20 protein-coding genes and 1 other annotated feature are annotated in these 22,203 nt (G+C 37.2%); of the genes, 15 read left to right on the forward strand and 5 right to left on the reverse strand.

The features are described 5' to 3' along the window. Positions 1 to 118 precede the first annotated feature (118 nt). On the forward strand, positions 119 to 1,927 hold the full coding sequence (gene glmS / locus G6Q10_RS01010; protein ID WP_163651972.1) for a glutamine--fructose-6-phosphate transaminase (isomerizing): 1,809 nt from the start codon (positions 119 to 121) through the stop codon (positions 1,925 to 1,927). Between the two features lie 124 nt (positions 1,928 to 2,051). Here the strand turns inward: glmS and G6Q10_RS01015 are convergent, their stop codons facing one another. Together G6Q10_RS01015 and G6Q10_RS01020 are read right to left on the reverse strand one after the other, a co-directional pair. Next, positions 2,052 to 2,246: a YdiK family protein gene (locus G6Q10_RS01015; protein WP_163651974.1), complete on the reverse strand. Its 195-nt coding sequence runs from the start codon at positions 2,244 to 2,246 to the stop codon at positions 2,052 to 2,054. Positions 2,247 to 2,249: 3 nt separating this feature from the next. Continuing rightward, the gene (locus tag G6Q10_RS01020) at positions 2,250 to 2,933 is read right to left on the reverse strand and encodes a CPBP family intramembrane glutamic endopeptidase (protein ID WP_163651976.1); all 684 of its coding nucleotides are present in this window, start codon (positions 2,931 to 2,933) and stop codon (positions 2,250 to 2,252) included. Between the two features lie 220 nt (positions 2,934 to 3,153). On the opposite strand from G6Q10_RS01020, the gene groES reads away from it, so the two are divergent. The 5 genes from groES to gpmA all read left to right on the forward strand — a co-directional run bounded on the left by groES (position 3,154) and on the right by gpmA (position 9,840). Continuing rightward, positions 3,154 to 3,438 carry a co-chaperone GroES gene (gene groES / locus G6Q10_RS01025; protein WP_163651979.1) on the forward strand — a complete coding sequence of 95 codons (285 nt, stop codon included), beginning with the start codon at positions 3,154 to 3,156 and terminating at the stop codon, positions 3,436 to 3,438. A 39-nt stretch (positions 3,439 to 3,477) separates the two neighbouring features. Continuing rightward, on the forward strand, positions 3,478 to 5,103 hold the full coding sequence (gene groL / locus G6Q10_RS01030) for a chaperonin GroEL (protein ID WP_163651981.1): 1,626 nt from the start codon (positions 3,478 to 3,480) through the stop codon (positions 5,101 to 5,103). Between the two features lie 243 nt (positions 5,104 to 5,346). Next, on the forward strand, positions 5,347 to 6,138 hold the full coding sequence (locus tag G6Q10_RS01035) for a GNAT family N-acetyltransferase (protein ID WP_163651983.1): 792 nt from the start codon (positions 5,347 to 5,349) through the stop codon (positions 6,136 to 6,138). 333 nt (positions 6,139 to 6,471) lie between these two features. After that, the gene (clpB, locus tag G6Q10_RS01040; RefSeq protein ID WP_163651985.1) at positions 6,472 to 9,075 is read left to right on the forward strand and encodes an ATP-dependent chaperone ClpB; all 2,604 of its coding nucleotides are present in this window, start codon (positions 6,472 to 6,474) and stop codon (positions 9,073 to 9,075) included. A 75-nt stretch (positions 9,076 to 9,150) separates the two neighbouring features. Beyond that, on the forward strand, positions 9,151 to 9,840 hold the full coding sequence (gene gpmA / locus G6Q10_RS01045) for a 2,3-diphosphoglycerate-dependent phosphoglycerate mutase (RefSeq protein ID WP_163651987.1): 690 nt from the start codon (positions 9,151 to 9,153) through the stop codon (positions 9,838 to 9,840). A 183-nt stretch (positions 9,841 to 10,023) separates the two neighbouring features. On the opposite strand, the gene G6Q10_RS01050 is transcribed toward gpmA, so the two are convergent. Then, positions 10,024 to 10,212 carry a YjzD family protein gene (locus G6Q10_RS01050; protein WP_163651989.1) on the reverse strand — a complete coding sequence of 63 codons (189 nt, stop codon included), beginning with the start codon at positions 10,210 to 10,212 and terminating at the stop codon, positions 10,024 to 10,026. A gap of 177 nt (positions 10,213 to 10,389) precedes the next feature. Between G6Q10_RS01050 and G6Q10_RS01055 the strand changes: the two genes are divergently transcribed. The 6 genes from G6Q10_RS01055 (at position 10,390) to G6Q10_RS01080 (ending at position 16,234) form a co-directional block, all read left to right on the forward strand. Further along, entirely contained in the window at positions 10,390 to 11,331 is a 942-nt protein-coding gene (locus tag G6Q10_RS01055) for a beta-ketoacyl-ACP synthase III (RefSeq protein ID WP_163651991.1), read from the forward strand. Positions 11,332 to 11,487: 156 nt separating this feature from the next. Continuing rightward, positions 11,488 to 12,732: a beta-ketoacyl-ACP synthase II gene (gene fabF, locus G6Q10_RS01060; protein WP_163651993.1), complete on the forward strand. Its 1,245-nt coding sequence runs from the start codon at positions 11,488 to 11,490 to the stop codon at positions 12,730 to 12,732. Between the two features lie 131 nt (positions 12,733 to 12,863). Next, entirely contained in the window at positions 12,864 to 13,604 is a 741-nt protein-coding gene (locus tag G6Q10_RS01065) for a (Fe-S)-binding protein (protein ID WP_163651995.1), read from the forward strand. 14 nt (positions 13,605 to 13,618) lie between these two features. Next, positions 13,619 to 15,052, forward strand: a complete 1,434-nt coding sequence (locus G6Q10_RS01070) for a LutB/LldF family L-lactate oxidation iron-sulfur protein (RefSeq protein WP_163651997.1) — start codon at positions 13,619 to 13,621, stop codon at positions 15,050 to 15,052. Beyond that, complete coding sequence (locus tag G6Q10_RS01075) at positions 15,049 to 15,747, forward strand: LutC/YkgG family protein (RefSeq protein ID WP_163651999.1); 699 nt, start codon at positions 15,049 to 15,051, stop codon at positions 15,745 to 15,747. The genes G6Q10_RS01070 and G6Q10_RS01075 overlap by 4 nt, the downstream gene beginning before the upstream one ends. A gap of 70 nt (positions 15,748 to 15,817) precedes the next feature. Continuing rightward, a complete protein-coding gene (locus tag G6Q10_RS01080) occupies positions 15,818 to 16,234 on the forward strand; it encodes an organic hydroperoxide resistance protein (RefSeq protein WP_163652001.1) in 417 nt (138 codons plus the stop codon). 94 nt (positions 16,235 to 16,328) lie between these two features. On the opposite strand, the gene trpS is transcribed toward G6Q10_RS01080, so the two are convergent. Together trpS and G6Q10_RS01090 are read right to left on the reverse strand one after the other, a co-directional pair. Then, on the reverse strand, positions 16,329 to 17,321 hold the full coding sequence (gene trpS / locus G6Q10_RS01085; protein WP_163652003.1) for a tryptophan--tRNA ligase: 993 nt from the start codon (positions 17,319 to 17,321) through the stop codon (positions 16,329 to 16,331). A gap of 75 nt (positions 17,322 to 17,396) precedes the next feature. Further along, positions 17,397 to 17,620, reverse strand: a binding site (T-box leader). A 45-nt stretch (positions 17,621 to 17,665) separates the two neighbouring features. Next, on the reverse strand, positions 17,666 to 18,016 hold the full coding sequence (locus G6Q10_RS01090; protein WP_370519491.1) for a DUF3899 domain-containing protein: 351 nt from the start codon (positions 18,014 to 18,016) through the stop codon (positions 17,666 to 17,668). Positions 18,017 to 18,379: 363 nt separating this feature from the next. On the opposite strand from G6Q10_RS01090, the gene G6Q10_RS01095 reads away from it, so the two are divergent. The 3 genes from G6Q10_RS01095 (at position 18,380) to opp3C (ending at position 22,188) form a co-directional block, all read left to right on the forward strand. Then, on the forward strand, positions 18,380 to 20,050 hold the full coding sequence (locus G6Q10_RS01095; RefSeq protein WP_163652005.1) for a peptide ABC transporter substrate-binding protein: 1,671 nt from the start codon (positions 18,380 to 18,382) through the stop codon (positions 20,048 to 20,050). A gap of 174 nt (positions 20,051 to 20,224) precedes the next feature. Then, positions 20,225 to 21,154, forward strand: a complete 930-nt coding sequence (opp3b, locus tag G6Q10_RS01100; protein WP_163652007.1) for an oligopeptide ABC transporter permease — start codon at positions 20,225 to 20,227, stop codon at positions 21,152 to 21,154. Next, a complete protein-coding gene (opp3C, locus tag G6Q10_RS01105; RefSeq protein WP_163652009.1) occupies positions 21,154 to 22,188 on the forward strand; it encodes an oligopeptide ABC transporter permease in 1,035 nt (344 codons plus the stop codon). The genes opp3b and opp3C overlap by 1 nt, the downstream gene beginning before the upstream one ends. The last annotated feature ends 15 nt before the right edge of the window (positions 22,189 to 22,203 follow it).

Genomic DNA, 22,203 nt, shown 5'->3' on the forward strand with positions numbered 1-22,203 from the left:
ATGATTTGGGCGACCAAATAAACGAAAAAGGTAAGGAACATGAGCAAGACCTCCAAGGAAACATCATTTTACAAAAGGTCATTGATTTGTCCTTAAGAATTATTGGAGGCTATTGATTATGTGTGGAATTGTAGGATATATTGGAACAAAAAATGCAAAAGATGTCCTTTTAGATGGACTAGAAAAATTAGAATATCGCGGTTATGACTCAGCTGGTATTGCGCTATTTAATCAAGAAGGCGTGCAAATTTTTAAAGAAAAAGGTCGCATTCAGGATTTGAAAAATGAAGTACCCATTGCAGCATACGGTCAAATTGGAATCGGACATACACGCTGGGCAACGCATGGGAAACCAAGTAAAATCAATGCTCATCCGCATCAAAGCGAATCAGGCCGTTTTACCATTGTGCATAATGGCGTGATTGAAAATTATTCCCTGCTAAAAGAAGAGTACTTGCCAGGACGTTTATTTAAAACAGAAACAGACACCGAGGTTATTGTGCAATTAATCGAGTACTTTGCTGGGCAAGAGCTTGATACAAAAGCAGCTTTTCGAAAAACGATCTCCTTACTTCATGGCTCTTACGCAATTACGTTAATTGATGCTGAGGATCCAGAAGTGCTTTACGCGGCTAAGAATAAAAGTCCATTATTAATTGGAAAAGGAAACGGTTTTAATATCATTTCAAGTGATGCTATGGCCGCATTAAAAGAAACGAAAGAATTTATTGAAATTTTGGATGAAGAATTAATTTCACTAACTAGAGATACAATTATGATTGAAAACTTGAATGGCCAGAAGATGGAACGCGACAGTTTTATCGCAACCATTGACTCATCTGATATTGAAAAAGGCACATATCCTCATTACATGTTAAAAGAAATTGATGAAGAGCCGGCAGTTATTAGACATATCATTCAGTCTTATCAAAACAACGCAGGTGAAATTACAGTCGATCAAGAAATTTTAAACGAAATCATGGCAGCTGATCGCATTTATATTATTGCATGCGGAACAAGTTATCATGCTGGTCTTGTTGGAAAAAATTTAATCGAACAATTGGCAGAAATTCCAGTTGAAGTCCATGTCTCAAGTGAAATGGGTTATAATATGCCACTGATGTCCAAAAATCCGTTGTTTATTTTCATTACGCAAAGTGGTGAAACAGCAGATAGCCGTCAAGTGCTTGTGAAAGTAAAAGAAAAAGGCTATAAAACGTTAACAATGACCAATGTTCCTGGGTCAACACTTGATCGGGAAGCTGATTTTTCAATGTATTTGCATGCCGGACCAGAAATTGCTGTTGCTTCCACAAAAGCATATACAGCCCAAATTGCTGTTTTGAGCATTTTAGGGGCAGCAGTAGGCAAACAAAAGGGCATTCAAGCAGCAAACGAATTAGATTTAGTTGCTGAACTAGGCATTGCAGCAAATGCTATGGAAGGACTTGTCGCGAGTAAAGAATTAATTGAACATTTAGCAGCTGAATATCTAGCTGTCTCACGTAACGCCTTTTTCCTAGGTAGAGGGATGGACTATTTTGTCGCTATGGAAGCGGCACTTAAATTGAAAGAGATTTCTTATATTCAAGCAGAAGGTTTTGCTAGCGGAGAATTAAAGCACGGAACAATTGCTTTAATTGAAGATGCAACCCCTGTTTTTGCTGTCATTACTCAAAAAAACATTAATTGGAATATTCGTGGGAACGTCAATGAAGTATTAGCTCGTGGTGCGAATGCGTGCATCATTTCAATGGAAGGCGTTAACCAGCCAGGAGATCGCCTTGTATTTCCGCAAGTGCATCCATTACTAACATCGCTTGTAAGTGTTATTCCTTGTCAGTTACTTGCGTATTATGCAGCGCTTCATCGTGGCTGTGATGTCGATAAACCACGTAATTTGGCAAAAAGTGTCACAGTTGAATAAAAGACGTAAAAGCCTCTATATTGAAAAGGTTTGCCAGAAACTGAAAGTCTGGCAAACCTTTTCAATGTGAGCGCTTGTCGCCGATTTATTTTGTTTATAATAAAGCCTCTCCTTTTGTCTAAGCTTAATTTTTTCTTTTAGCAAAAGCAATAAATAAAAGGCGAAGTCCCGCTACAAAATCAAAAACAGCCATCGCAATGATAATGTAAGCAAGATATCCCCAACCACGATCGTTCACTTGGTTAACCGCAAAATAAACAAACAATGCCCCTAAAATTAAATAAAGCAAACTTTGAAAAAGCAAATTCTTTTTTTTCATTATTCACCCTCCTACTCTAAGACTCATTAGCATAACAACTGTATTCATGAGGACATGCGCGCCAATTGAAACAGATAAACGCTTTGTTTTTGTATATAAATAGCATAGAATAAGTCCAATTACAAAATAGGATAACATGAATTGGATATCGCCATGAAGTATAGCAAAAATAAGAGAACTAATCACTGCTGCGACATGAATATTCATTATATTGGCTAACCCGCCATAAAGAGCTTTGCGAAAAACAAATTCTTCAATAATTGGGCCTAATAAACTAATAAAGAGTAAAAAAATCGGTGCTTGTTTAGTTATATCAAGCAGTTGTGTTGTATTAACAGATTGATCAGGAACGCCAATAAATAGCGAAATGATTATTCCACAAAGGTATTGTGCAAAAAATAAAGAAACGGTACCCCCAACCATCCAAATAAGACTCATCTGTAAAGAAGTTTGTTGCCCTTGAGTAATTCGATTCATGTTAGGTTTACCCCGTAATGTACGCCAAATAACAAGCAACATGATAATATTGGAAATTAATGTCCAGATAACAAATGAATAACTAGTAATCTCAATGGGGCTAAGAGAGGTTGTTGTTTTAAGAAGCAAGGCGATAGGAATAGCTCCAATGGCACCGCCGAATAACAGTGTGAAATAAATAATAATAATTGTGAAATAATGCTTTGGCAAAAAAACGCTTCCTTTCATAATGACGACAATAATTAAATTATGTTCTTATTGTACTAGGAAAAGATAAAGCAAGCAAATAAGAAAGCATTTTTTTATTCTAAATGTTAAAGGTTTATGCTTGCATTTCTAACCATTTTTGACTATCATAATAATTGTGTTAGCACTCTTATCCATTGAGTGCTAAAAATAGCAAACAACTATTTAGAGGAGGTTATTTACATTGTTAAAACCGTTAGGAGATCGTGTTGTCATTGAAGTTTTGGAAGCAGAGGAACAAACAGCAAGCGGGATCGTCTTACCTGATTCAGCGAAAGAAAAGCCGCAAGAAGGTAAAGTTGTAGCTGTTGGAACCGGTCGCGTGCTAGATAATGGTACGAAAGAAGCTTTAGAAGTTGCAACTGGAGACCGTATTATCTACTCGAAATATTCTGGAACAGAAGTAACCTTTGCAGAAAAAGATTATTTAATTTTACGTGAAAGTGATATCTTAGCAGTTATCGATTAATACAAAATAAAAATAGAGTTAGTGGAGGTAAATTTTATTATGGCAAAAGATATTAAATTTGGCGAAGAAGCTCGTCGCTCCATGCTTAATGGTGTAGATCAATTAGCAAATGCTGTTAAAGTGACACTTGGACCAAAAGGACGTAACGTGGTTTTAGAGAAAAAATTCGGATCACCACTGATCACAAATGACGGCGTAACGATTGCAAAAGAAATCGAATTAGAAGATCATTTTGAAAATATGGGAGCAAAGTTAGTTGCTGAAGTAGCTTCTAAAACAAACGATGTTGCTGGTGATGGAACAACAACAGCAACAGTTCTTGCTCAAGCCATGATTCAAGAAGGACTTAAAAATGTAACTGCAGGAGCCAATCCAGTCGGTATTCGCCGTGGAATTGAACAGGCTGTAGGGACTGCCATTGAAGAATTAAAAAACATCTCTAAACCAATCGAAGGCAAGGAATCAATTGCTCAAGTAGCATCTATTTCTTCTGGTGACGAAGAGGTCGGAAAACTGATTGCTGAGGCAATGGAACGCGTAGGAAATGATGGCGTTATTACCATTGAAGAATCAAAAGGCTTCGCAACAGAACTTGACGTCGTTGAAGGGATGCAATTTGATCGTGGTTATACAAGCCCTTATATGGTCACTGATTCTGATAAAATGGAAGCTAATCTTGAAAAACCATATATTTTAATCACAGATAAAAAAATTACTAACATTCAAGATATTTTACCTGTTCTTGAACAAGTTGTACAACAAGGCCGTCCAATGATCATTATTGCTGAAGACGTAGAGGGCGAAGCGCAAGCAACACTTGTATTAAATAAATTACGTGGTACATTCAATGTTGTAGCTGTAAAAGCACCTGGGTTTGGTGATCGTCGTAAAGCGATGCTTGAAGATATTGCTATTTTAACTGGTGGTCAAGTGATTACAGAAGACCTTGGCTTAGATCTAAAAGCAACAACCATTGAGCAGTTAGGTACAGCAAACAAAGTTGTGGTAACGAAAGATGATACAACAATCGTTGAAGGTGCTGGCGAAACAGCACAAATTTCAGCCCGCGTTGGTCAAATTCGTGCACAAATGGAAGAAACAACTTCTGACTTTGATAAAGAAAAATTACAAGAACGACTTGCAAAACTTGCTGGTGGCGTTGCGGTTATCAAAGTTGGAGCTGCAACTGAAACAGAGCTTAAAGAACGCAAATTACGTATTGAAGATGCGTTAAATTCAACACGTGCAGCTGTTGAAGAAGGTATTGTCTCTGGCGGCGGTACAGCTCTTGTTAATGTATATCAGAAAGTAAAAGCTATCTCAGCAACAGGCGACGTAAAAACAGGAATTAATATCGTCCTACGTTCACTTGAAGAACCCGTACGTCAAATTGCACATAACGCAGGACTTGAGGGTTCAGTAATTGTCGAGCGCTTAAAAAATGAAAAAGTTGGCATCGGCTTTAATGCAGCAAATGGAGAATGGGTAAATATGTTTGATGCAGGTATTGTTGATCCGACAAAAGTTACGCGTTCTGCACTTCAAAATGCTTCTTCTGTTGCAGCACTTCTTTTAACAACAGAGGCTGTGGTCGCAGATAGCCCTGAAGAAAATGCGCCAGCTTCCCCTGATATGGGTATGGGTGGAATGCCTGGAATGATGTAAGATATACGACGAAAGGCCCCGAGGATTTCTAATCTTTTCGCGGGCTTTTTTTTATTAGCTTAAAGCAAGCTCATCATCATCAAACGTAAAATAATTTAATTCACCATTGTAATCGTTTTCTCTCAATTATACGGTATAAATAGCAATTTCATCGGCGTTTATCAGCTGTTGACTTCTTGCTATAATTCAACTAAAATGAAAGCACTTTGCTGTTACTAATTTGTTGTTGAGGAGTGGAAGCACTTGATTAAAAGGCTAACTGCATCGAATGAAGTGGAAGTCATGAAACTGCTTAAACCGGAAGCACTTTTAAATTTATTTATATTAGGCGATATTGAAAATTTTGGTTATGATAATGATTTTATCGATTTATGGGGAGACTTCGATGAAAACCAGCAATTGCGTGCGTGTATGCTACGCTTTGAACATAATTTTTTACCATATGCGAAGTCTTCTGATTTTGATGTGGCTGCTTTTACTAAAATTATCCAAGAAAAAGAAGGTAAAAATATTAATATCAGCGGTATCCCGCGTGTAGTTTCACAATTTGAACAGACGTTGCCTGAAATTAAGGCGAAAAAACAAGAAGCATATTTTTGTAAGTGTACAAATGCAAGCATGATAAATGCCAACCATGAAGTGATTATTCGCCAAGCTAAAGCAGAAGATGTACCTGCAATTGTTACTATGCAAGCAGAAATAAAAGAGTTTGAAGAGCGCGATAGAAATATTGATTTAATGATTGAACAACTTAATCAGGGATCAAAACGAATTTATTATACTGAGCAAAATGGTGAAATCGCATCTGTCGCAGAGACTTCAGCAGAAAATAGCTTTTCAGCAATGATCACAGGAGTGGCAACAAAAGAGAATTATCGCAATCAAAAATTTGCAAGCACAATTCTGAAACGTCTTTGTTGTGACTTACTTGCGGAAGGAAAGACACCCTGTTTGTTTTATCATAATCCAATTGCTGGAAAGATGTACCATAAAATTGGCTTTGAAGATGTTAGCGATTTTGTTTTATATCGGTAACTTTAAGAGTTTAGGTCACCATGTATATTTTTTAGAAAGTATGATTTTAAAGATATAGCGTAGGTGCTATATTTCGGACACGATAAATCGAGCGAAAGCGTTTGTATTAAGGAGTTTGCCAGAATCGGGAAGCGGAGCGTACGACTGTGCGTGAAAACCGGAAGTCTGGCAAACTTTTTTATGCGAGCGCTTATTACTGATTTATTTTGTTTATGCTCCATACTTGTCTTAAAACAGGCGTTTTCATTCGACAAAGAAAGCTAATTTGATGTATAATAACCTTAAGGTCAAAAAAGGTCAAACAACTTCTTGAATCAAAGGAGGAAAAACCAAATGGAAATGCAAAAATTTACACAACAAGTACAAGAATTGATTGCCGGAGCTCAACAACTTGCTATCGAAAAAGAACACCAATCTATTGATGTCGTACATCTTTTCAAAGTATTATTACAAGAAAGCGATTTTGCTAAGCGGATTTATGAGGTTGCACAAGTAGATATAAGCAAACTTGAAATAGAAATAGACCAAGCATTAGCAAAAGTCCCTGCAGTTTCTGGAACGAATATTCAATATGGCCGTTCAATGAGCCAAGATTTATATCAGCTAATCGTTAATGCTGAAAAAATAGAAAAAGAATTAGAGGATGAGTTTGTTTCAACAGAACACTTATTGCTTGCTGTTATGGAACAAAAAAACAGCCCGATTACAGAAGCAATTACATCTCAAAATATTCATTCAAAAGTGATAAAACAAGCCATTATGCAAGTTCGAGGAGGTAAAAAAGTGACAAGTCAAAATGCTGAAGAGAACTATGAAGCTCTAGAAAAATATGGACGGGATCTCATTAAAGAAGTAAGAAGTGGAAAAATAGATCCTGTTATTGGCCGAGACACTGAAATTCGTAACGTGATTCGTATTTTATCACGTAAAACAAAAAATAACCCTGTCCTAATCGGTGAACCGGGTGTAGGGAAAACAGCTATTGTAGAGGGCCTTGCCCAAAGAATTGTCCGAAAAGACGTACCAGAAGGCCTAAAAGATAAAATAATTATATCACTTGATCTAGGTTCGCTTATTGCCGGAGCTAAATATCGCGGCGAATTTGAAGAACGTTTAAAAGCTGTCCTTCAAGAAGTAAAACAATCAGAAGGCCAAATTTTACTTTTTATTGACGAAATTCATACGATTGTCGGCGCTGGGAAAACAGAAGGGGCAATGGATGCAGGCAATATGTTGAAGCCAATGTTAGCACGTGGTGAACTTCATTGTATCGGTGCAACCACACTTGATGAATACCGCCAATATATTGAAAAAGATGCCGCGCTTGAACGTCGCTTTCAAAAAGTCCTGGTCCCAGAGCCAACCGTAGAAGATACAGTCTCTATTTTACGTGGTTTAAAAGAACGCTTTGAAATTCATCATGGGGTTAACATCCATGATAACGCTTTAGTTGCTGCAGCGACATTATCTAATCGTTATATCACAGATCGTTTTTTACCAGACAAAGCCATTGATTTAGTTGACGAGGCTTGTGCAACGATTCGTGTTGAAATTGATTCAATGCCAAGCGAATTAGATGAAGTCACAAGAAAAGTCATGCAGCTTGAGATTGAAGAAGCCGCGTTAAAAGAAGAAAAAGATGTTGCTAGCGAACGCCGCTTAGAAACATTGCAAAAAGAGTTAGCCGACTATAAAGAAGCAGCTAATCAAATGAAAGCCAAGTGGGAAGCAGAAAAAGGCGAGATTGGTAAGATTCGTGAAATCCGTGAAGCCATTGACCAAATGCGCCATGATTTAGAAGAGGCTGAAAACAATTACGATTTAAATCGAGCAGCAGAACTTCGACACGGCAAGATCCCAGCTGCAGAAAAAGAATTAACCGAGTTAGAAGCCGAAAATCGTACAAAAACAACACAAGAAGATCGTTTATTACAAGAGGAAGTGACTGAAAACGAAATTGCCGAAATCATTGGACGTTGGACAGGCATTCCTGTAACTAAGTTAGTAGAAGGTGAACGCGAGAAACTGTTAAAATTAGCAGATGCACTTCATGAAAAAGTCATTGGCCAAGACAATGCTGTCAATTTAGTTAGCGATGCTGTTTTGCGTGCACGCGCCGGGATTAAAGATCCACGTAAGCCAATCGGTTCATTTATTTTTCTTGGACCAACAGGTGTCGGGAAAACGGAATTAGCTAAAGCATTGGCGTACAACCTATTTGATTCAGAAGACCACATGATTCGAATCGATATGAGCGAATACATGGAGAAACATTCTGTATCGCGACTTGTTGGAGCTCCTCCTGGTTATGTCGGCTATGAAGAAGGCGGACAATTAACAGAAGCCGTCCGTCGTAATCCATATTCAATTATTTTATTAGATGAAATCGAAAAAGCCCATCCTGATGTATTTAATATCCTCTTACAAGTCCTAGATGACGGTCGCATTACAGATTCAAAAGGTCGGATGGTCGATTTCAAGAATACAGTGATCATCATGACAAGTAATATTGGCTCTACATTATTACTAGAACGAACAGCAAATGGTGAAATTTCAGCAGAATTGGAGAAAGATGTGCTTCAAATTCTACAATCTTCCTTTAAACCAGAATTTTTAAATCGTGTGGATGATATCATCTTATTTAAACCACTTTCACTTGAAAACATTAAAGGAATTGTTGAGAAATTAGTTCATGAATTACAATGGCGTTTACAAGATCAAGAAATAAATATCGCTATTTCTAATGCCGCAAAAGCATTTATTGCAGAAGAAGCCTATGATCCAATTTACGGAGCACGGCCATTAAAACGCTATTTAGTGCGCCATATGGAAACGCCTCTTGCCCGTGAAATCGTTGCTGGAAAGGTAATGCCACATGCTACTGTTGAAATTGATCTTGCAAATAATGAGTTAACCTTTAACACAAAAAACGCCTAACTAAAGCGTTTAGTTTTCACGGAACAGGGAAAAATGGATTGGCTAGATAAACGCTAGTAGGGAAGGATGAGTAAAATGAAACTAGTATTAATTCGTCACGGACAAAGTGAGTGGAATAAGTTAAACCTATTTACAGGTTGGCATGATGTTGATTTGTCAGAAGAAGGAATCATTGAAGCAAAAACAGCCGGGAAAAAAATAAAAGAAGCAGGTTTAGAATTTGATGTCGCTTTTACTTCGGTCTTAACCCGCGCCATTAAAACATTAAACTATGTATTAGAAGAGTCAAATCAAATGTGGCTTCCTGTTTATAAATCATGGCGTCTAAATGAAAGACATTACGGAGCGTTACAAGGTTTAAATAAACAAGAAACAGCCGAAAAATATGGCGCAGACCAAGTACAACTATGGCGCAGAAGCTATGACACGCTTCCTCCTCTTCTTGAAGAAAATGATAAACGCCAAGCAAAAAACGATCGCCGTTACGATTTGCTTGATGCGCATGCCATTCCTTCAGGTGAAAATTTAAAAGTGACCTTAGAACGCGTGATACCTTATTGGATGGACATCATTGCACCCCAAATAAAATCAGGCAAACGAGTGGTTATCGCTGCCCATGGGAATAGTTTACGTGCCTTAGCTAAATTTTTAGAAGATATTAGCGATGATGACATTATGCAGCTAGAAATACCAACAGGGGTTCCATTGGTTTATGAATTAGATGAAAATTTAAAGCCAACGAATAAATACTATCTTGATAAGTAAAGAAAAGTCTTTGATATGAACAAAATAAATCGGCGACAAGCGATCACATTGAAGAGGTTTACCGGGCTTCTGTCAAACTTCTTCAATGCGATCGTTTTCGCTCGATTTGTCATGTTCAAAATAGAATTGAATGCCACTTGTTCCAGACTTCAAAACGGACTTGAAGGTTGCCTCAAACCAAAATTATTTAAGATCATAAATTTCGCTGTCTTTTGGCATTAAAAGTGGGATTAAAAATACAAAGAATGAAATGGCCACTGTTAAAACAAGACCTCTTGTGAAATTGAATGATACATACAACATAGAAGCAAGGACAAATTCTGTCATCATCGAAAGTAAGAAAGCCCAAATTACTGTAACAATATAGCGCATAACTACACCTCATTTCGCTTAAATCACGAATCCATTCTAGCATATTCTTTAAAAAGATACCAGCTCAGTTTATTTTTTTACATTTGAAGATTGCCAAAAAAAACATTCTCTGCTAAAATTAGTACCAGGTCATAAAACGAAAATTACTTTTTAAATATATAATTTGGAGGAAGACAGATGAACGCAGGTATTTTAGGAGTTGGAAAATACGTTCCTGAACGTGTTTTAACGAATTTTGATTTAGAAAAAATGATAGATACATCTGATGAGTGGATTCGCACACGTACTGGCATTCAAGAAAGAAGAATCGCCAAAGAGAATGAATATACGCATGATATGGCATATGAAGCTGCTAAAAGAGCAATTGAAGATGCCAATTTAACCCCTGAAGATATTGATTTATTCATCGTCGCAACCGTTACACAAGAAGCAACATTCCCATCTGTTGGTAATATTATTCAAAACCGTCTAGGAGCTAAAAACGCAGCAGCAATGGATTTGGGAGCTGCATGTTCAGGTTTTACGTACGGTGTCGTAACCGCATCTCAGTTCATTCAAACAGGCGCATACAAACACATCGTAGTAGTCGGAGCAGATAAATTATCTAAGATTACAGATTGGGATGATCGCAGCACAGCAGTTTTGTTTGGTGATGGCGCTGGAGCTGTTGTTATGGGACCAGTTTCAAGTAATCGTGGTTTACTCTCTTTTGTACTTGGCTCAGATGGATCCGGTGCGGAGTATTTAAATTTAAAAGAAGAAAATCATAAACTTTATATGAATGGCCGTGAAGTATTCCGCTTTGCTGTACGTAAAATGGGAGACGCCTCACTTGAAGTTTTAGAAAAAGCTGGTTTAGAAAAAACGGATCTCGACTTATTGATCCCTCATCAAGCAAACATCCGCATCATGGAAGCATCCCGTGAAAGACTCGATTTACCAGAGGAAAAACTCATGAAAACTGTTCATAAATATGGAAATACCTCATCATCATCGATTGCCCTTGCTTTAATTGATGCTGTGCAAGAAGGCCGTGTTCATGATGATGATAACTTGCTACTAGTTGGCTTTGGAGCTGGTCTTACTTGGGGAGCACTCGTACTTCGGTGGGGAAAATAACAACTTGCAAGATTAAAAATAGCAGAAAAGCAGTCATATCTCATTTTTTATGCTATAATAGTTAGTGCATTTATTATTAATTTTTAGTTGAAAATAGCTCCTGCTTGACTTGCAGAAGTTGTTTTTTCATGATCCCGAAGCTAAGGAGATGAAGAAATGGAAAGAAGAAGAGTGGTTATTACAGGCCTAGGTGCTGTCACGCCAATTGGAAATGATGCTGAAACTTCTTGGGAAAACGCTAAGCAAGGTACAAATGGAGTAACCGGCTTAACACGCTTAAATCCAGATGATTTTCCGGTAAAAGTTGCTGCAGAACTTAAAAATTTTGACATTGAAACATATATCGAGAAAAAAGAAGCACGTAAAATGGATCGTTTTACACATTATGCAATTGCTGGCGCTGAAATGGCTGTGAAAGATGCTAACTTAACCATTGATGATTCTAATGCAGAACGTGTAGGGGTTTGGATTGGTTCAGGTATCGGCGGAATGGAGACATTTGAGCAGCAATATGATACTTACTTGAATCGTGGCCTGCGCCGTGTGAGCCCGTTTTTTGTCCCTATGATGATACCAGATATGGCTTCTGGACAAGTATCGATTCGCTTTGGTGCAAAAGCGATTAATTCTGCTACAGTGACAGCCTGTGCAACAGGAGCCAATTCAATTGGCGATGCCTTTAAAGTAATTGCTAGAGGCGACGCAGATGTTATGATTACAGGTGGAACAGAAGCTCCGATTACTAAAATGAGTTTAGCTGGTTTTTGCGCTAACAAAGCTCTTTCTTTAAATCCTGATCCTGAAACAGCCTGTCGTCCATTTGATCAAGGACGCGATGGCTTTATTATTGGTGAAGGTGCAGGTATTTTAATTTTAGAAGAGTATGAACATGCAAAGGCACGTGGAGCTAAGATTTATGCAGAAGTGATTGGTTACGGAGCGACTGGTGATGCTTACCACATTACTGCACCAGCTCCAGGCGGTGAAGGTGCATCAAGAGCAATGGAAATGGCTTTAAAAGATGCAGCAGTGAACCCCGAAGATATTGATTACATTAATGCACATGGAACGAGTACTGCGTATAATGACGAATACGAAACACAAGCGATTAAAAGAGTATTTGGTGATCATGCGAAAAAGCAGCTAGCAATTAGTTCTACTAAATCAATGACTGGGCATACATTAGGTGCTTCTGGTGGTATTGAAGCAATTTTTTCTATTTTAACCATTCGTGATCAGATTATTGCACCAACTATTCATTTGAAAAACCCAGATCCTGCTTGTGATCTAGACTATGTTCCAAATCAAGCGCGCAAACAAGCTGTTAAAATCGTTATGTCCAATTCGTTTGGTTTTGGTGGCCATAATGCAACACTTATTTTTAGACAAATAAAAGATTAATCAATAAAGTCAGCAATACTACAGTATTGTTGACTTTATTTTTTTTTAAGGATTATAATTTTGAATACATCTGCAAAAGGAGTAAAATGGTAAGTAGCGGGAGAGATATAAAGAATGAGGAGGAAAAAAGGATGAAAGTCAGTATTTTTTCAACATGTTTAGTAGATATGATGTTTCCGCAAGTTGGGATTGCAACCGTTGAATTGTTAGAACATTTAGGATGTGAAACAGATTTTCCTGAAAAACAAGTTTGTTGTGGGCAGCCTACATATAATAGCGGTTATTTTAAAGACGCTAAAAAAGCAATGAAAAATATGATTGAAGCTTTTGAAGAGAGTGATTATGTAGTAGGACCATCTGGCTCTTGTGTGGCAATGCTTAGGGAATATCCAAAGGCTTTTAAGGACGATCCTGAATGGTTCCCTCGGGCAAACCGACTTGCAAAGAAATCTTATGAAATAACACAGTTTATTGTACGCGTACTAGGAGTCACTGATGTGGGGGCTACATTTAATGGAGTAGCTACTTATCACCGTTCATGCCATATGACTCGATTATTAAAAGAAGCAGAAGCACCTTTTCTCCTTTTAGAAAATGTGAAAGGACTAACCATGCGCCCCCTTAATCATATTGAAAGTTGCTGTGGCTTTGGTGGAACATTTTCAGTAAAAATGCCGGAGATATCAGAGCAGTTGGTTCAAGATAAAGTAGCGGCTGTTGCTGAAACGGGAGCAGATGTTTTAATAAGTGCAGATATGGGGTGCTTGATGAATATTGGTGGAAAAATAACACGCACCGGGAAAGAAATTAAAATTATGCACATTGCTGAAATTTTAAATCATCGTGTTAAAGAAGAAGCAACGATAAAGTAAAGGAGGATGTAAAGATGGGGATTCAAACGGACACACGTCGATTTAAATTACGGGAAAATGATGGCATTCAAGATCTTGAAATGCGGAGGGCAGTCGCAAAAGCGCAAGATGGCTTACGAGTTCGTCGCGATGAAGCCGCAGAACAACTTGGAGATTGGGAGAAGTGGCGAGACCTAGGTGAGCAAATTAGGCAACACACGCTTCAGCATCTAGATTATTATTTATATCAATTAAGTGAAAACGTTAGCAAAAAAGGAGGACACGTCTTTTTTGCTGAAACAAAAGAAGAGGCAAGTGCTTACATTGAAGAAGTCATAAAAAAGAAAGCGGCTACTAAAGTCGTCAAAGCAAAATCAATGGTCACTGAAGAAATTAATTTAAACCACGTTCTAGAGGCATCGGGTTGTGAGGTATTAGAAACGGATTTAGGCGAATATATTTTACAAGAAGATGAGTCTGATCCGCCAAGTCATATTGTAGCTCCTGCATTACATAAGAACCGTACGCAAATCCGTAAAGTTTTTCATGAAAAACTTGGCTATACGGGCGATGATGACGCCACGAATCTTGCTCGTTTTGCTCGCCAAATTTTACGGAAAAAGTTTATGGAAGCAGAAGTAGGCATCACAGGCTGTAATTTTGCTATTGCCAATACTGGTTCAATTAACCTTGTAACAAACGAAGGAAACGCCGATCTTTGTGCATCTTTACCTGATACGCACATCGCTGTTATGGGAATGGAACGAATTGTACCGACAATGGAAGAAATGGAAGTGATGGATAACTTACTTTGCCGAAGTGCAGTAGGTCAAAAGTTAACAAGTTATATTTCTGTTTATACTGGGGCAAAAAATGAACAAGAAGAAGACGGCCCGAGTGAGTTTCATTTAGTGATTGTTGATAACGGTAGATCGGATATCCTTGGTGGAACTTTTAAACAAATTTTGCAATGTATTCGTTGTGGTGCTTGTATGAACGTTTGTCCTGTATATCGGACAATTGGCGGCCATGCATACGGATCCATTTATCCTGGTCCGGTTGGCGCTGTTTTATCGCCACTTCTTGGAGGTTATGCAAATTATAAAGAATTGCCATTTGCCTCTAGCTTGTGTGGCGCTTGTACAGACGTTTGTCCAGTGAAAATTCCGTTACATGAATTGCTGATTTGGCATCGGGAGCATATTATTGAAAAAGAAAAAAAATATAACCAATCAGAACATCTTCAAATGAAACTCATCGGCATGGGGACAAGTTCACCGTTTCTTTTCAAGGCTGCATTAAGCATGGCGCACGGACTAGTCAGACCGCTTACAAAAGAAGATAGAGTAGTAAAAGGTCCAGGTTTAATCAAAGGTTGGACAAATGCACGAGATTTACCAGTTCCACCTAAAAAGAAAGATGATTTTCGTACTTGGTATAAAGCACATAAAGCAGGTGAAATAAAATGACAGGAACAATCCAAAATCGTGATAAATTTTTAGCTAAAATTGCCAGTGAATTTAAGCGTAATGTTCAAATAGAAGGGGTAACACGCCCATCACTACAAGATAGTATTAATTGGAAAACACTTGCTGATAAGCCAAACGAGGAATTAATAGTAATTTTTAAGCAACAATGTGAATTAATCCATACCAAAGTAGTTGACGTCAAGAAGGAACATTTAACGCAAATAGTGTTGGAGGAAATAGCAGCCTTTAACGGAGGGAATTTGTTGCTAAGTGATGATGAGCGGTTTATGAGCTCGGGAATTGATAAGGCGTTAAAAACACAAGGTTTACCAATTTATATTTGGGGAAATGAAGCAGGTAGAACAAACATTGAAAAAGCAGAAGCAGCAAATATTGGAATATGTTTTGCAGAATATGCATTAGCCGAATCGGGGACAGTCGTTACGGCATCAAACGCAGGCCATGGACGAGCTTTTGATATGCTGCCACAACATTTTATTACGATCGTTGAAAAAGAAAAAATTGTTCCACGTTCAACGCAAGCTGTTTTTGATTTAAACCGTCGAGTGGAGGCAGGAGAAACATTACCAAGTGCTTTACATTTCATATCTGGCCCTTCCAATTCAGCAGATATTGAAATGGAACTCGTTGTCGGTGTGCATGGCCCGCTAAACATGACATACATTTTAGTTTAAAAAAGCCAAACAGTAGTTACCGAAAGTTACCATAAAGAGTCACAAAATAGAAAACAAGGAGGTAATAGCAATGAAAAAATTGTACGAAACAACGGTTATCAATACTGGGGGAAGAGGTGGAGAAGTTCATTCTCCAGATAATATTTTTCGCTTTGACGTTTCAAAGCCTAAAGAGCTTGGCGGAGAAAGCGGTGGTGGAACAAACCCTGAACAACTTTTTGCAGCTGGATATGGCGCATGTTTCAACAGTGCACTTGAGCTCGTTATGCAAAAAGCAAAAATTGATGGTAAAAGTACAATAACAGCAACGGTTACTCTTTATAGCGATCCAGAAGATAATGGTTTTAAGTTAGGTGTATTGCTTGAAGCACATATTGATGGTGTAAGTGCAGATAAGGCCAAAGAACTGATTGAACAAGCCCATCAGGTTTGCCCATATTCAAAAGCAACCCGTGGGAATATTGATGTGGAACTAAAAGTGATATAAATCTGAAGAAAAAAATACGAAGAGGCCGAGATAAAATGATGGCGTAGAGCCTGTTGCCCATTTATCTTTCTAGCTTCTTCGTATTTTTTACGCTTTAACGACGCTTGCGGCCTAAGCCCATCGCATTTTCCATTTTTCGTAATGTTTTTGAAGCGACTTTCCTTGCCTTTTCAGCACCGGCATCAAGAATTTTGTCAAGTTCATCGGAATTTAAGTAAGCAGTGTAGCGTTCTTGAATAGGAGCCAGCTCGTTTACGACAATCTCCGCTAAGTCTGATTTAAACGCACCATAACCTTTACCTTCATATTTTTCTTCTAATTCAAGGATAGCTTCACCTGTAATCGCAGAATAAATGGCAAGAAGATTGGAAATCCCTGGTTTGTTTTCTTTATCATATTTAACAATACCAGAGCTATCCGTTACAGCGCTTTTGATTTTTTTAGTAATTGTGTTTGATGGATCTAGTAAATAAATGGCATTTTTTTGATTGCTATCGGATTTACTCATTTTTTTGGTAGGTTCTTGAAGTGACATGACGCGCGCACCATATTTTGCTATATAAATATCCGGCATTGTGAAAATATCGTTATGTTTTCTATTAAAACGTTCTGCCAGATTTCGTGTTAATTCGAGATGTTGCTTTTGGTCTTCACCAACTGGCACAAGGTTTGTTTGATAAAGTAAAATATCAGCCGCCATCAGTGGAGGATAAGTTAATAAGCCTGCACTAACACCTGCTTTTCCAGAAGCCTTATCCTTAAATTGAGTCATGCGTTCCAGTTCGCCAATATAAACGTTACATTGCAGCATCCAAGCAGCCTGTGCATGAGCAGGGACTTCAGACTGGATAAATAATGTTGATTTTTCAGGATCAAGTCCAACCGCTAAGTAAAGTGCTGCAAGGCTACGAATTTGGTTACGTAGCTTCAACCGATCTTGAGGAACAGTGATGGCGTGCTCATCAACAATACAATAAAAACAATCAAATTCATCTTGAAACTGCCCAAATTGTTTAAGTGCTCCAATATAATTTCCAAGCGTTAGATCACCACTTGGCTGTATTCCAGAAAAAATAACTTTTTTCATGAAAAATTCCTCCTCTTAAAATAAAAAATACATTTTACCACATAAAAAAAGCCCGTCCCTAGCAATAATTCATTTGCTAGGGACGAACGTTTATTCGCGGTACCACCCTAATACCCTGTAAGGAAAAACTAGGGCTCTTCATTAAAAATAACGGTTTTAGCCGCCTGCTATTACTTTTCATTCATAACAGGTACATTGGAAGTCCATTCAATATGTCTTGCTGTCTATTTCCACCCAACCATAGACTCTCTTTGAAAAACAAGGGCATATTTACTACTCTTCCTCATTAACGCATCAATATAACATTACTAATATTGTAACAATAACCTTAAAAACTGTCAAACTCACATATAGAAAAAAATAAGCCCAATCATACTTGAGGATAGGATGAGGAGTGCACTAAATAAAAAATCAAGATACGACAGATCAACTAAATCTGAAAGCATCATCTCTGAAAATTCATTTTCCTCTTCATTACGGATTTTGCGCGTCACTTTTCTAAAACCATCATGAACACGATCTAAAAAGCCGCTACGCATTACATAGATAAGCAAACCAAATAAAAAAACAATGAATGCAATTAAAAAAGAAAGATTAATATAATGAAGTAAACTTACTTGCCTTTCTTTTATTAGCATAATCAAAAAAATGAAGACTTCTTGAATGATTGCATATAAAATCGTTCTTTTAACCAAACCATTCACCTCAACTGTTCTAATCCCTTTACTTTAGCATAATTTAACATAAAACGCTATCTTTCATTCTAAGTACGTTTAGCTAGACATTAGTATCAAAAAAGTATATAAATAAAATAATCCTAAAAATAGCTAAGGGCTCGTTTAATATGCGCTTTAATAACTGGCTTTATCGAAATGCCATGATGAAGCTTGAGAAACTGTATTTACAGTAATTATTATGGAACAATTTTAATAATTTATAACTTTCATCTTTGTTTCATGCTTTTTCGTGCAAACAATTTACAAAGCGAGAAAAATTAGAGTATAATAGTAGATGAAAAAAATTTTTCAGAAAAATAAAAAAGGGGAGGTATACCTTTCATGAAAAAAGTTAAATTATTTTTGACACTAGGTTTTACGTTATTATTAAGTGTAGTTTTAGTAGCTTGTGGTGGAGGTAGCAAAAGCTCTTCTGACAGTTCAGGCTCTGGGAAAGCAACGGGAGAACAAGTACTTAATTTATCTGAGCCAGCTTTAATCCCTTCTGCTGATAGCTCAAAAGCAGAAGATCAAGTAGGGCTCAATGTTTTAAACCAAACGAATGAAGGCCTATATGCACTTGATAAAAAAGGTACACCAACCATTGCAGGTGCTGCTGAAAAACCAAAAATTAATAAGGACAAAACAGTTTATACTTTTAAATTACGTAATGACGCAAAATGGTCTAACGGTGAACCTGTAACAGCTAACGATTATGTTTTTGCATGGCGTCGTGCTGTTAACCCCACAACCGCTGCAACGTATTCTTACCTTTTTGACGCAATCAAAAATGGTTCTGATATTGTAGCTGGTAAGAAAAAACCTGAAGAATTAGGCATAAAAGCTGTGAATGACAAAACGCTTGAAGTGACACTTGCTAAACCAACTGCCTATATCAATTCACTGTTTGCATTCCCAACTTTCTTCCCTCTAAATGAAAAATATGTCACTGAAAAAGGCGATAAATACGCTCAAAATAGCGACAATATCCTTTATAACGGGCCATTCCAGTTGAAAAATTGGACTGGAACAAATAAAAAATGGACATACGTAAAAAATGATAATTACTGGGATAAAGCTAAAGTAAAATTAAAACAAATCAACGTTCAAGTTGTTCAAGATTCTGGGACAAACTTAAATCTCTATAACACGAAAAAAATTGATCGTGCGCTTTTAAGTGCTGAATATGCAGCGCAAAATCAAAATAATAAAGATTACACTGTTGTCAATGATTCATCGACATTCTATGTTAAATTTAATCAAGAGCGCCAAGGGAAAAAGACACCACTTGCTAATAAGAATATCCGTGAAGCGATTGCTTTAGCCATTGATAAAGATGCTTATACAAAAACCGTCTTACAAAATGGCTCTAAACCAGCCAACAATTTAGTACCACCAAATTTCACATTTGACCCTAAAAATCATGAAGATTATGTGAAAGAATCTGGAGCGCAGCTAGAATACAATAAATCTAAGGCTCAAAAAGCTTGGAAAAAAGGTTTGAAAGAACTTGGTGTTAATAAGCTAACATTAGAATTTATGTCTGATGACACTGAAAATGCTAAGAAATCTTCTGAATTCATTCAAAATCAATTAGAAACAAACCTTGATGGCCTATCTTTAAGTCTTAAAAACGTACCATTTAAAGTTCGCTTGAAAAATGATCAAGATCAAAATTATGACTTAGCTATTAGTGGCTGGGGTCCTGACTACCAAGATCCATCAACGTTCTTAGACCTGTTTAAAACAGATGGAACACAAAATAGAATGGGTTATTCAAATCCTGCTTATGATAAGCTTTTAAACGAAGCAGCTACCACATATGCAGCAGACGATGAAAAACGCTGGAACGAAATGGTGAAAGCAGAAAACATCTTGCTTACTGACGACGTCGCTATTGCACCGCTTTATCATCGTGCAAATGCCTACCTACAAAGAGATTCCATTCATAATCTCCAAAAAAATGTTTTTGGAGCAGATTACACGTATAAAAATATATACTTGACTAAATAATAAGTTTTAAAAAATTAAGAGGGAGTATATTTCAATATACTCTCTCCTTAATTATTTGTAGAAGATCTTCAAAAAGCTAGTATTATGAATGTCTAAGCTATTTTTTATAAAAATGAATTAAAGTAAAAGACTGCTTTTTTTGAATGAAAATAAATTTTGGAGGTGTATAATTCAATGGCAAAATATACATTGAAACGTGTATTTTATATGTTAATTACGCTTTTTATTATTGCTTCTGTCACATTTTTCTTGATGAAATTTTTGCCAGGTACACCATATCGCAATCAAGAAAAATTATCTGATACACAAATTCATATAATGAATGAAAAATATGGTTTGAATGATCCGTTGCCATTACAATATGCCAATTATATGAAAAATTTAGTTAAAGGTGATTTAGGTGTTTCTTTTCAACTTGATAACAGGCCCGTCTCAGAAATCCTTGGTGCACTGATTGGACCATCTGTTATACTTGCGCTTGAAGCAATGATATATGGTCTGTTTTTTGGAGTTATACTAGGTGTCATTGCTGCAATGTATCAAAACAAGTGGCCAGATTACACTAGCACATTTATTGCTATCCTTGGAAAATCCATTCCTTCATTTGTTTTTGCCACCGTTTTACAGTTCTGGATTGGAGCAAAATTGCAATGGCTGCCTGTCGCTGGATGGGGTTCATTTGCTGAGTCGATTCTACCTGCGTTTGCTCTAGCGATGTTTCCACTTGCAACCGCTGCTCGTTTCATGAGAACGGAATTAATTGATGTTTTTGCATCTGATTACATTCTCTTAGCCAAAGCAAAAGGAAATAGTCGCACTGAGATCGCACTAAAACATGCGATTCGTAATGCCTTAATCCCACTAGTTACAGTGCTTGGCCCGCTTTCAGTATCCCTTATGACTGGATCGCTCGTTATCGAAAATATTTTTGGTATCCCAGGAATTGGGAGTCAATTTGTATCCTCTATTCAAACGAATGATTATCCGGTTATTATGGGAACCACCATTTTATTTGCCGTAATGTTAATTCTTATTATTTTAATTGTTGATATTCTTTATGGACTTATTGATCCGCGAATTCGTGTGTCTGGAGGGAAGCGCTGATGACTGAACATAAGATTGCAAAAGAATTATTTCAACCAGCACATTTAAAAGAAGCTGAAGCAGAAAAGATTAGTCGACCTAGCTTAACTTTCTTACAAGATTCATGGCTTCGGATTCGCAAAAATAAAGCAGCCTTAGTTTCGCTTATTGTACTAGGAGTGATTGTTATCATGGCGATTTTTGGTCAGTACCTATCGCCAAACTTAGGGCCTAAAAATAGTGTTAATTATCAAGATACACCCTATGCTAGTTTGCCACCTAAAATACCGGGATTTGATCACATGCCATTTTGGAATGGGCATCAAAAGATTGGCGATGCAAGCGTTGATGTATATAAACAAAAAGGTGTCAAAGAAGGAACCTATTATTGGTTAGGAAGTGATACGCTAGGACGTGATCAATTTGCTCGCATTTGGGCAGGGACGCGTGTGTCACTTATTATTGCCGTTGTTGCTGCACTTTGTGATTTAATAATTGGTGTCACCTATGGCTTGATTTCTGGCTTTGTTGGTGGTCGAGTTGATAACATCATGCAACGTATTTTAGAAATTATTTCAGCAATACCTAATTTAGTTGTCGTTATTTTAATGTTACTCGTTCTTAATCCGGGAATTATTTCGATTATTATTGCTATTGCAATGACAAGCTGGATAACAATGGCAAGGGTTGTCAGAGGGCAAGTATTAAAATTAAAAGACCAAGAATTTATTTTAGCTTCAACAACACTTGGCGAATCAACACCTAAAATTTTGATTAAACATTTATTACCAAATATTTCTGGTGTAGTCATCATCAATGTGATGTTTAGTATTCCAAATGCGATCTTTTTTGAAGCTTTCTTAAGCTTTATTGGTTTAGGGCTCCCAGCACCAGCAGCCTCTCTTGGGACACTGATTAACGATGGATATAAAACATTGCAAGTATTACCTTACATGGTGCTTTATCCAGCGATCATTCTATGTATCATCATGATTGCATTTAATCTTGTAGCGGACGGATTACGTGACGCTTTTGATCCCAAAATGCGTGATTAGAAAGAGGTGAGGAAT

The organism is Listeria sp. PSOL-1 (assembly GCF_902806445.1).
GTDB lineage: Bacteria > Bacillota > Bacilli > Lactobacillales > Listeriaceae > Listeria.

Bases quoted from the DNA above. Each gene is read 5' to 3' on its own strand.
- glmS (WP_163651972.1), top strand. From the start codon at position 119: ATGTGTGGAATTGTAGGATATATTGGAACAAAAAATGCAAAAGATGTC.
- G6Q10_RS01015 (WP_163651974.1), bottom strand. From the start codon at position 2,246: ATGAAAAAAAAGAATTTGCTTTTTCAAAGTTTGCTTTATTTAATTTTA.
- groL (WP_163651981.1), top strand. From the start codon at position 3,478: ATGGCAAAAGATATTAAATTTGGCGAAGAAGCTCGTCGCTCCATGCTT.
- clpB (WP_163651985.1), top strand. From the start codon at position 6,472: ATGGAAATGCAAAAATTTACACAACAAGTACAAGAATTGATTGCCGGA.
- gpmA (WP_163651987.1), top strand. From the start codon at position 9,151: ATGAAACTAGTATTAATTCGTCACGGACAAAGTGAGTGGAATAAGTTA.
- G6Q10_RS01050 (WP_163651989.1), bottom strand. From the start codon at position 10,212: ATGCGCTATATTGTTACAGTAATTTGGGCTTTCTTACTTTCGATGATG.
- G6Q10_RS01055 (WP_163651991.1), top strand. From the start codon at position 10,390: ATGAACGCAGGTATTTTAGGAGTTGGAAAATACGTTCCTGAACGTGTT.
- fabF (WP_163651993.1), top strand. From the start codon at position 11,488: ATGGAAAGAAGAAGAGTGGTTATTACAGGCCTAGGTGCTGTCACGCCA.
- G6Q10_RS01065 (WP_163651995.1), top strand. From the start codon at position 12,864: ATGAAAGTCAGTATTTTTTCAACATGTTTAGTAGATATGATGTTTCCG.
- G6Q10_RS01070 (WP_163651997.1), top strand. From the start codon at position 13,619: ATGGGGATTCAAACGGACACACGTCGATTTAAATTACGGGAAAATGAT.
- G6Q10_RS01075 (WP_163651999.1), top strand. From the start codon at position 15,049: ATGACAGGAACAATCCAAAATCGTGATAAATTTTTAGCTAAAATTGCC.
- G6Q10_RS01080 (WP_163652001.1), top strand. From the start codon at position 15,818: ATGAAAAAATTGTACGAAACAACGGTTATCAATACTGGGGGAAGAGGT.
- trpS (WP_163652003.1), bottom strand. From the start codon at position 17,321: ATGAAAAAAGTTATTTTTTCTGGAATACAGCCAAGTGGTGATCTAACG.
- G6Q10_RS01095 (WP_163652005.1), top strand. From the start codon at position 18,380: ATGAAAAAAGTTAAATTATTTTTGACACTAGGTTTTACGTTATTATTA.
- opp3b (WP_163652007.1), top strand. From the start codon at position 20,225: ATGGCAAAATATACATTGAAACGTGTATTTTATATGTTAATTACGCTT.
- opp3C (WP_163652009.1), top strand. From the start codon at position 21,154: ATGACTGAACATAAGATTGCAAAAGAATTATTTCAACCAGCACATTTA.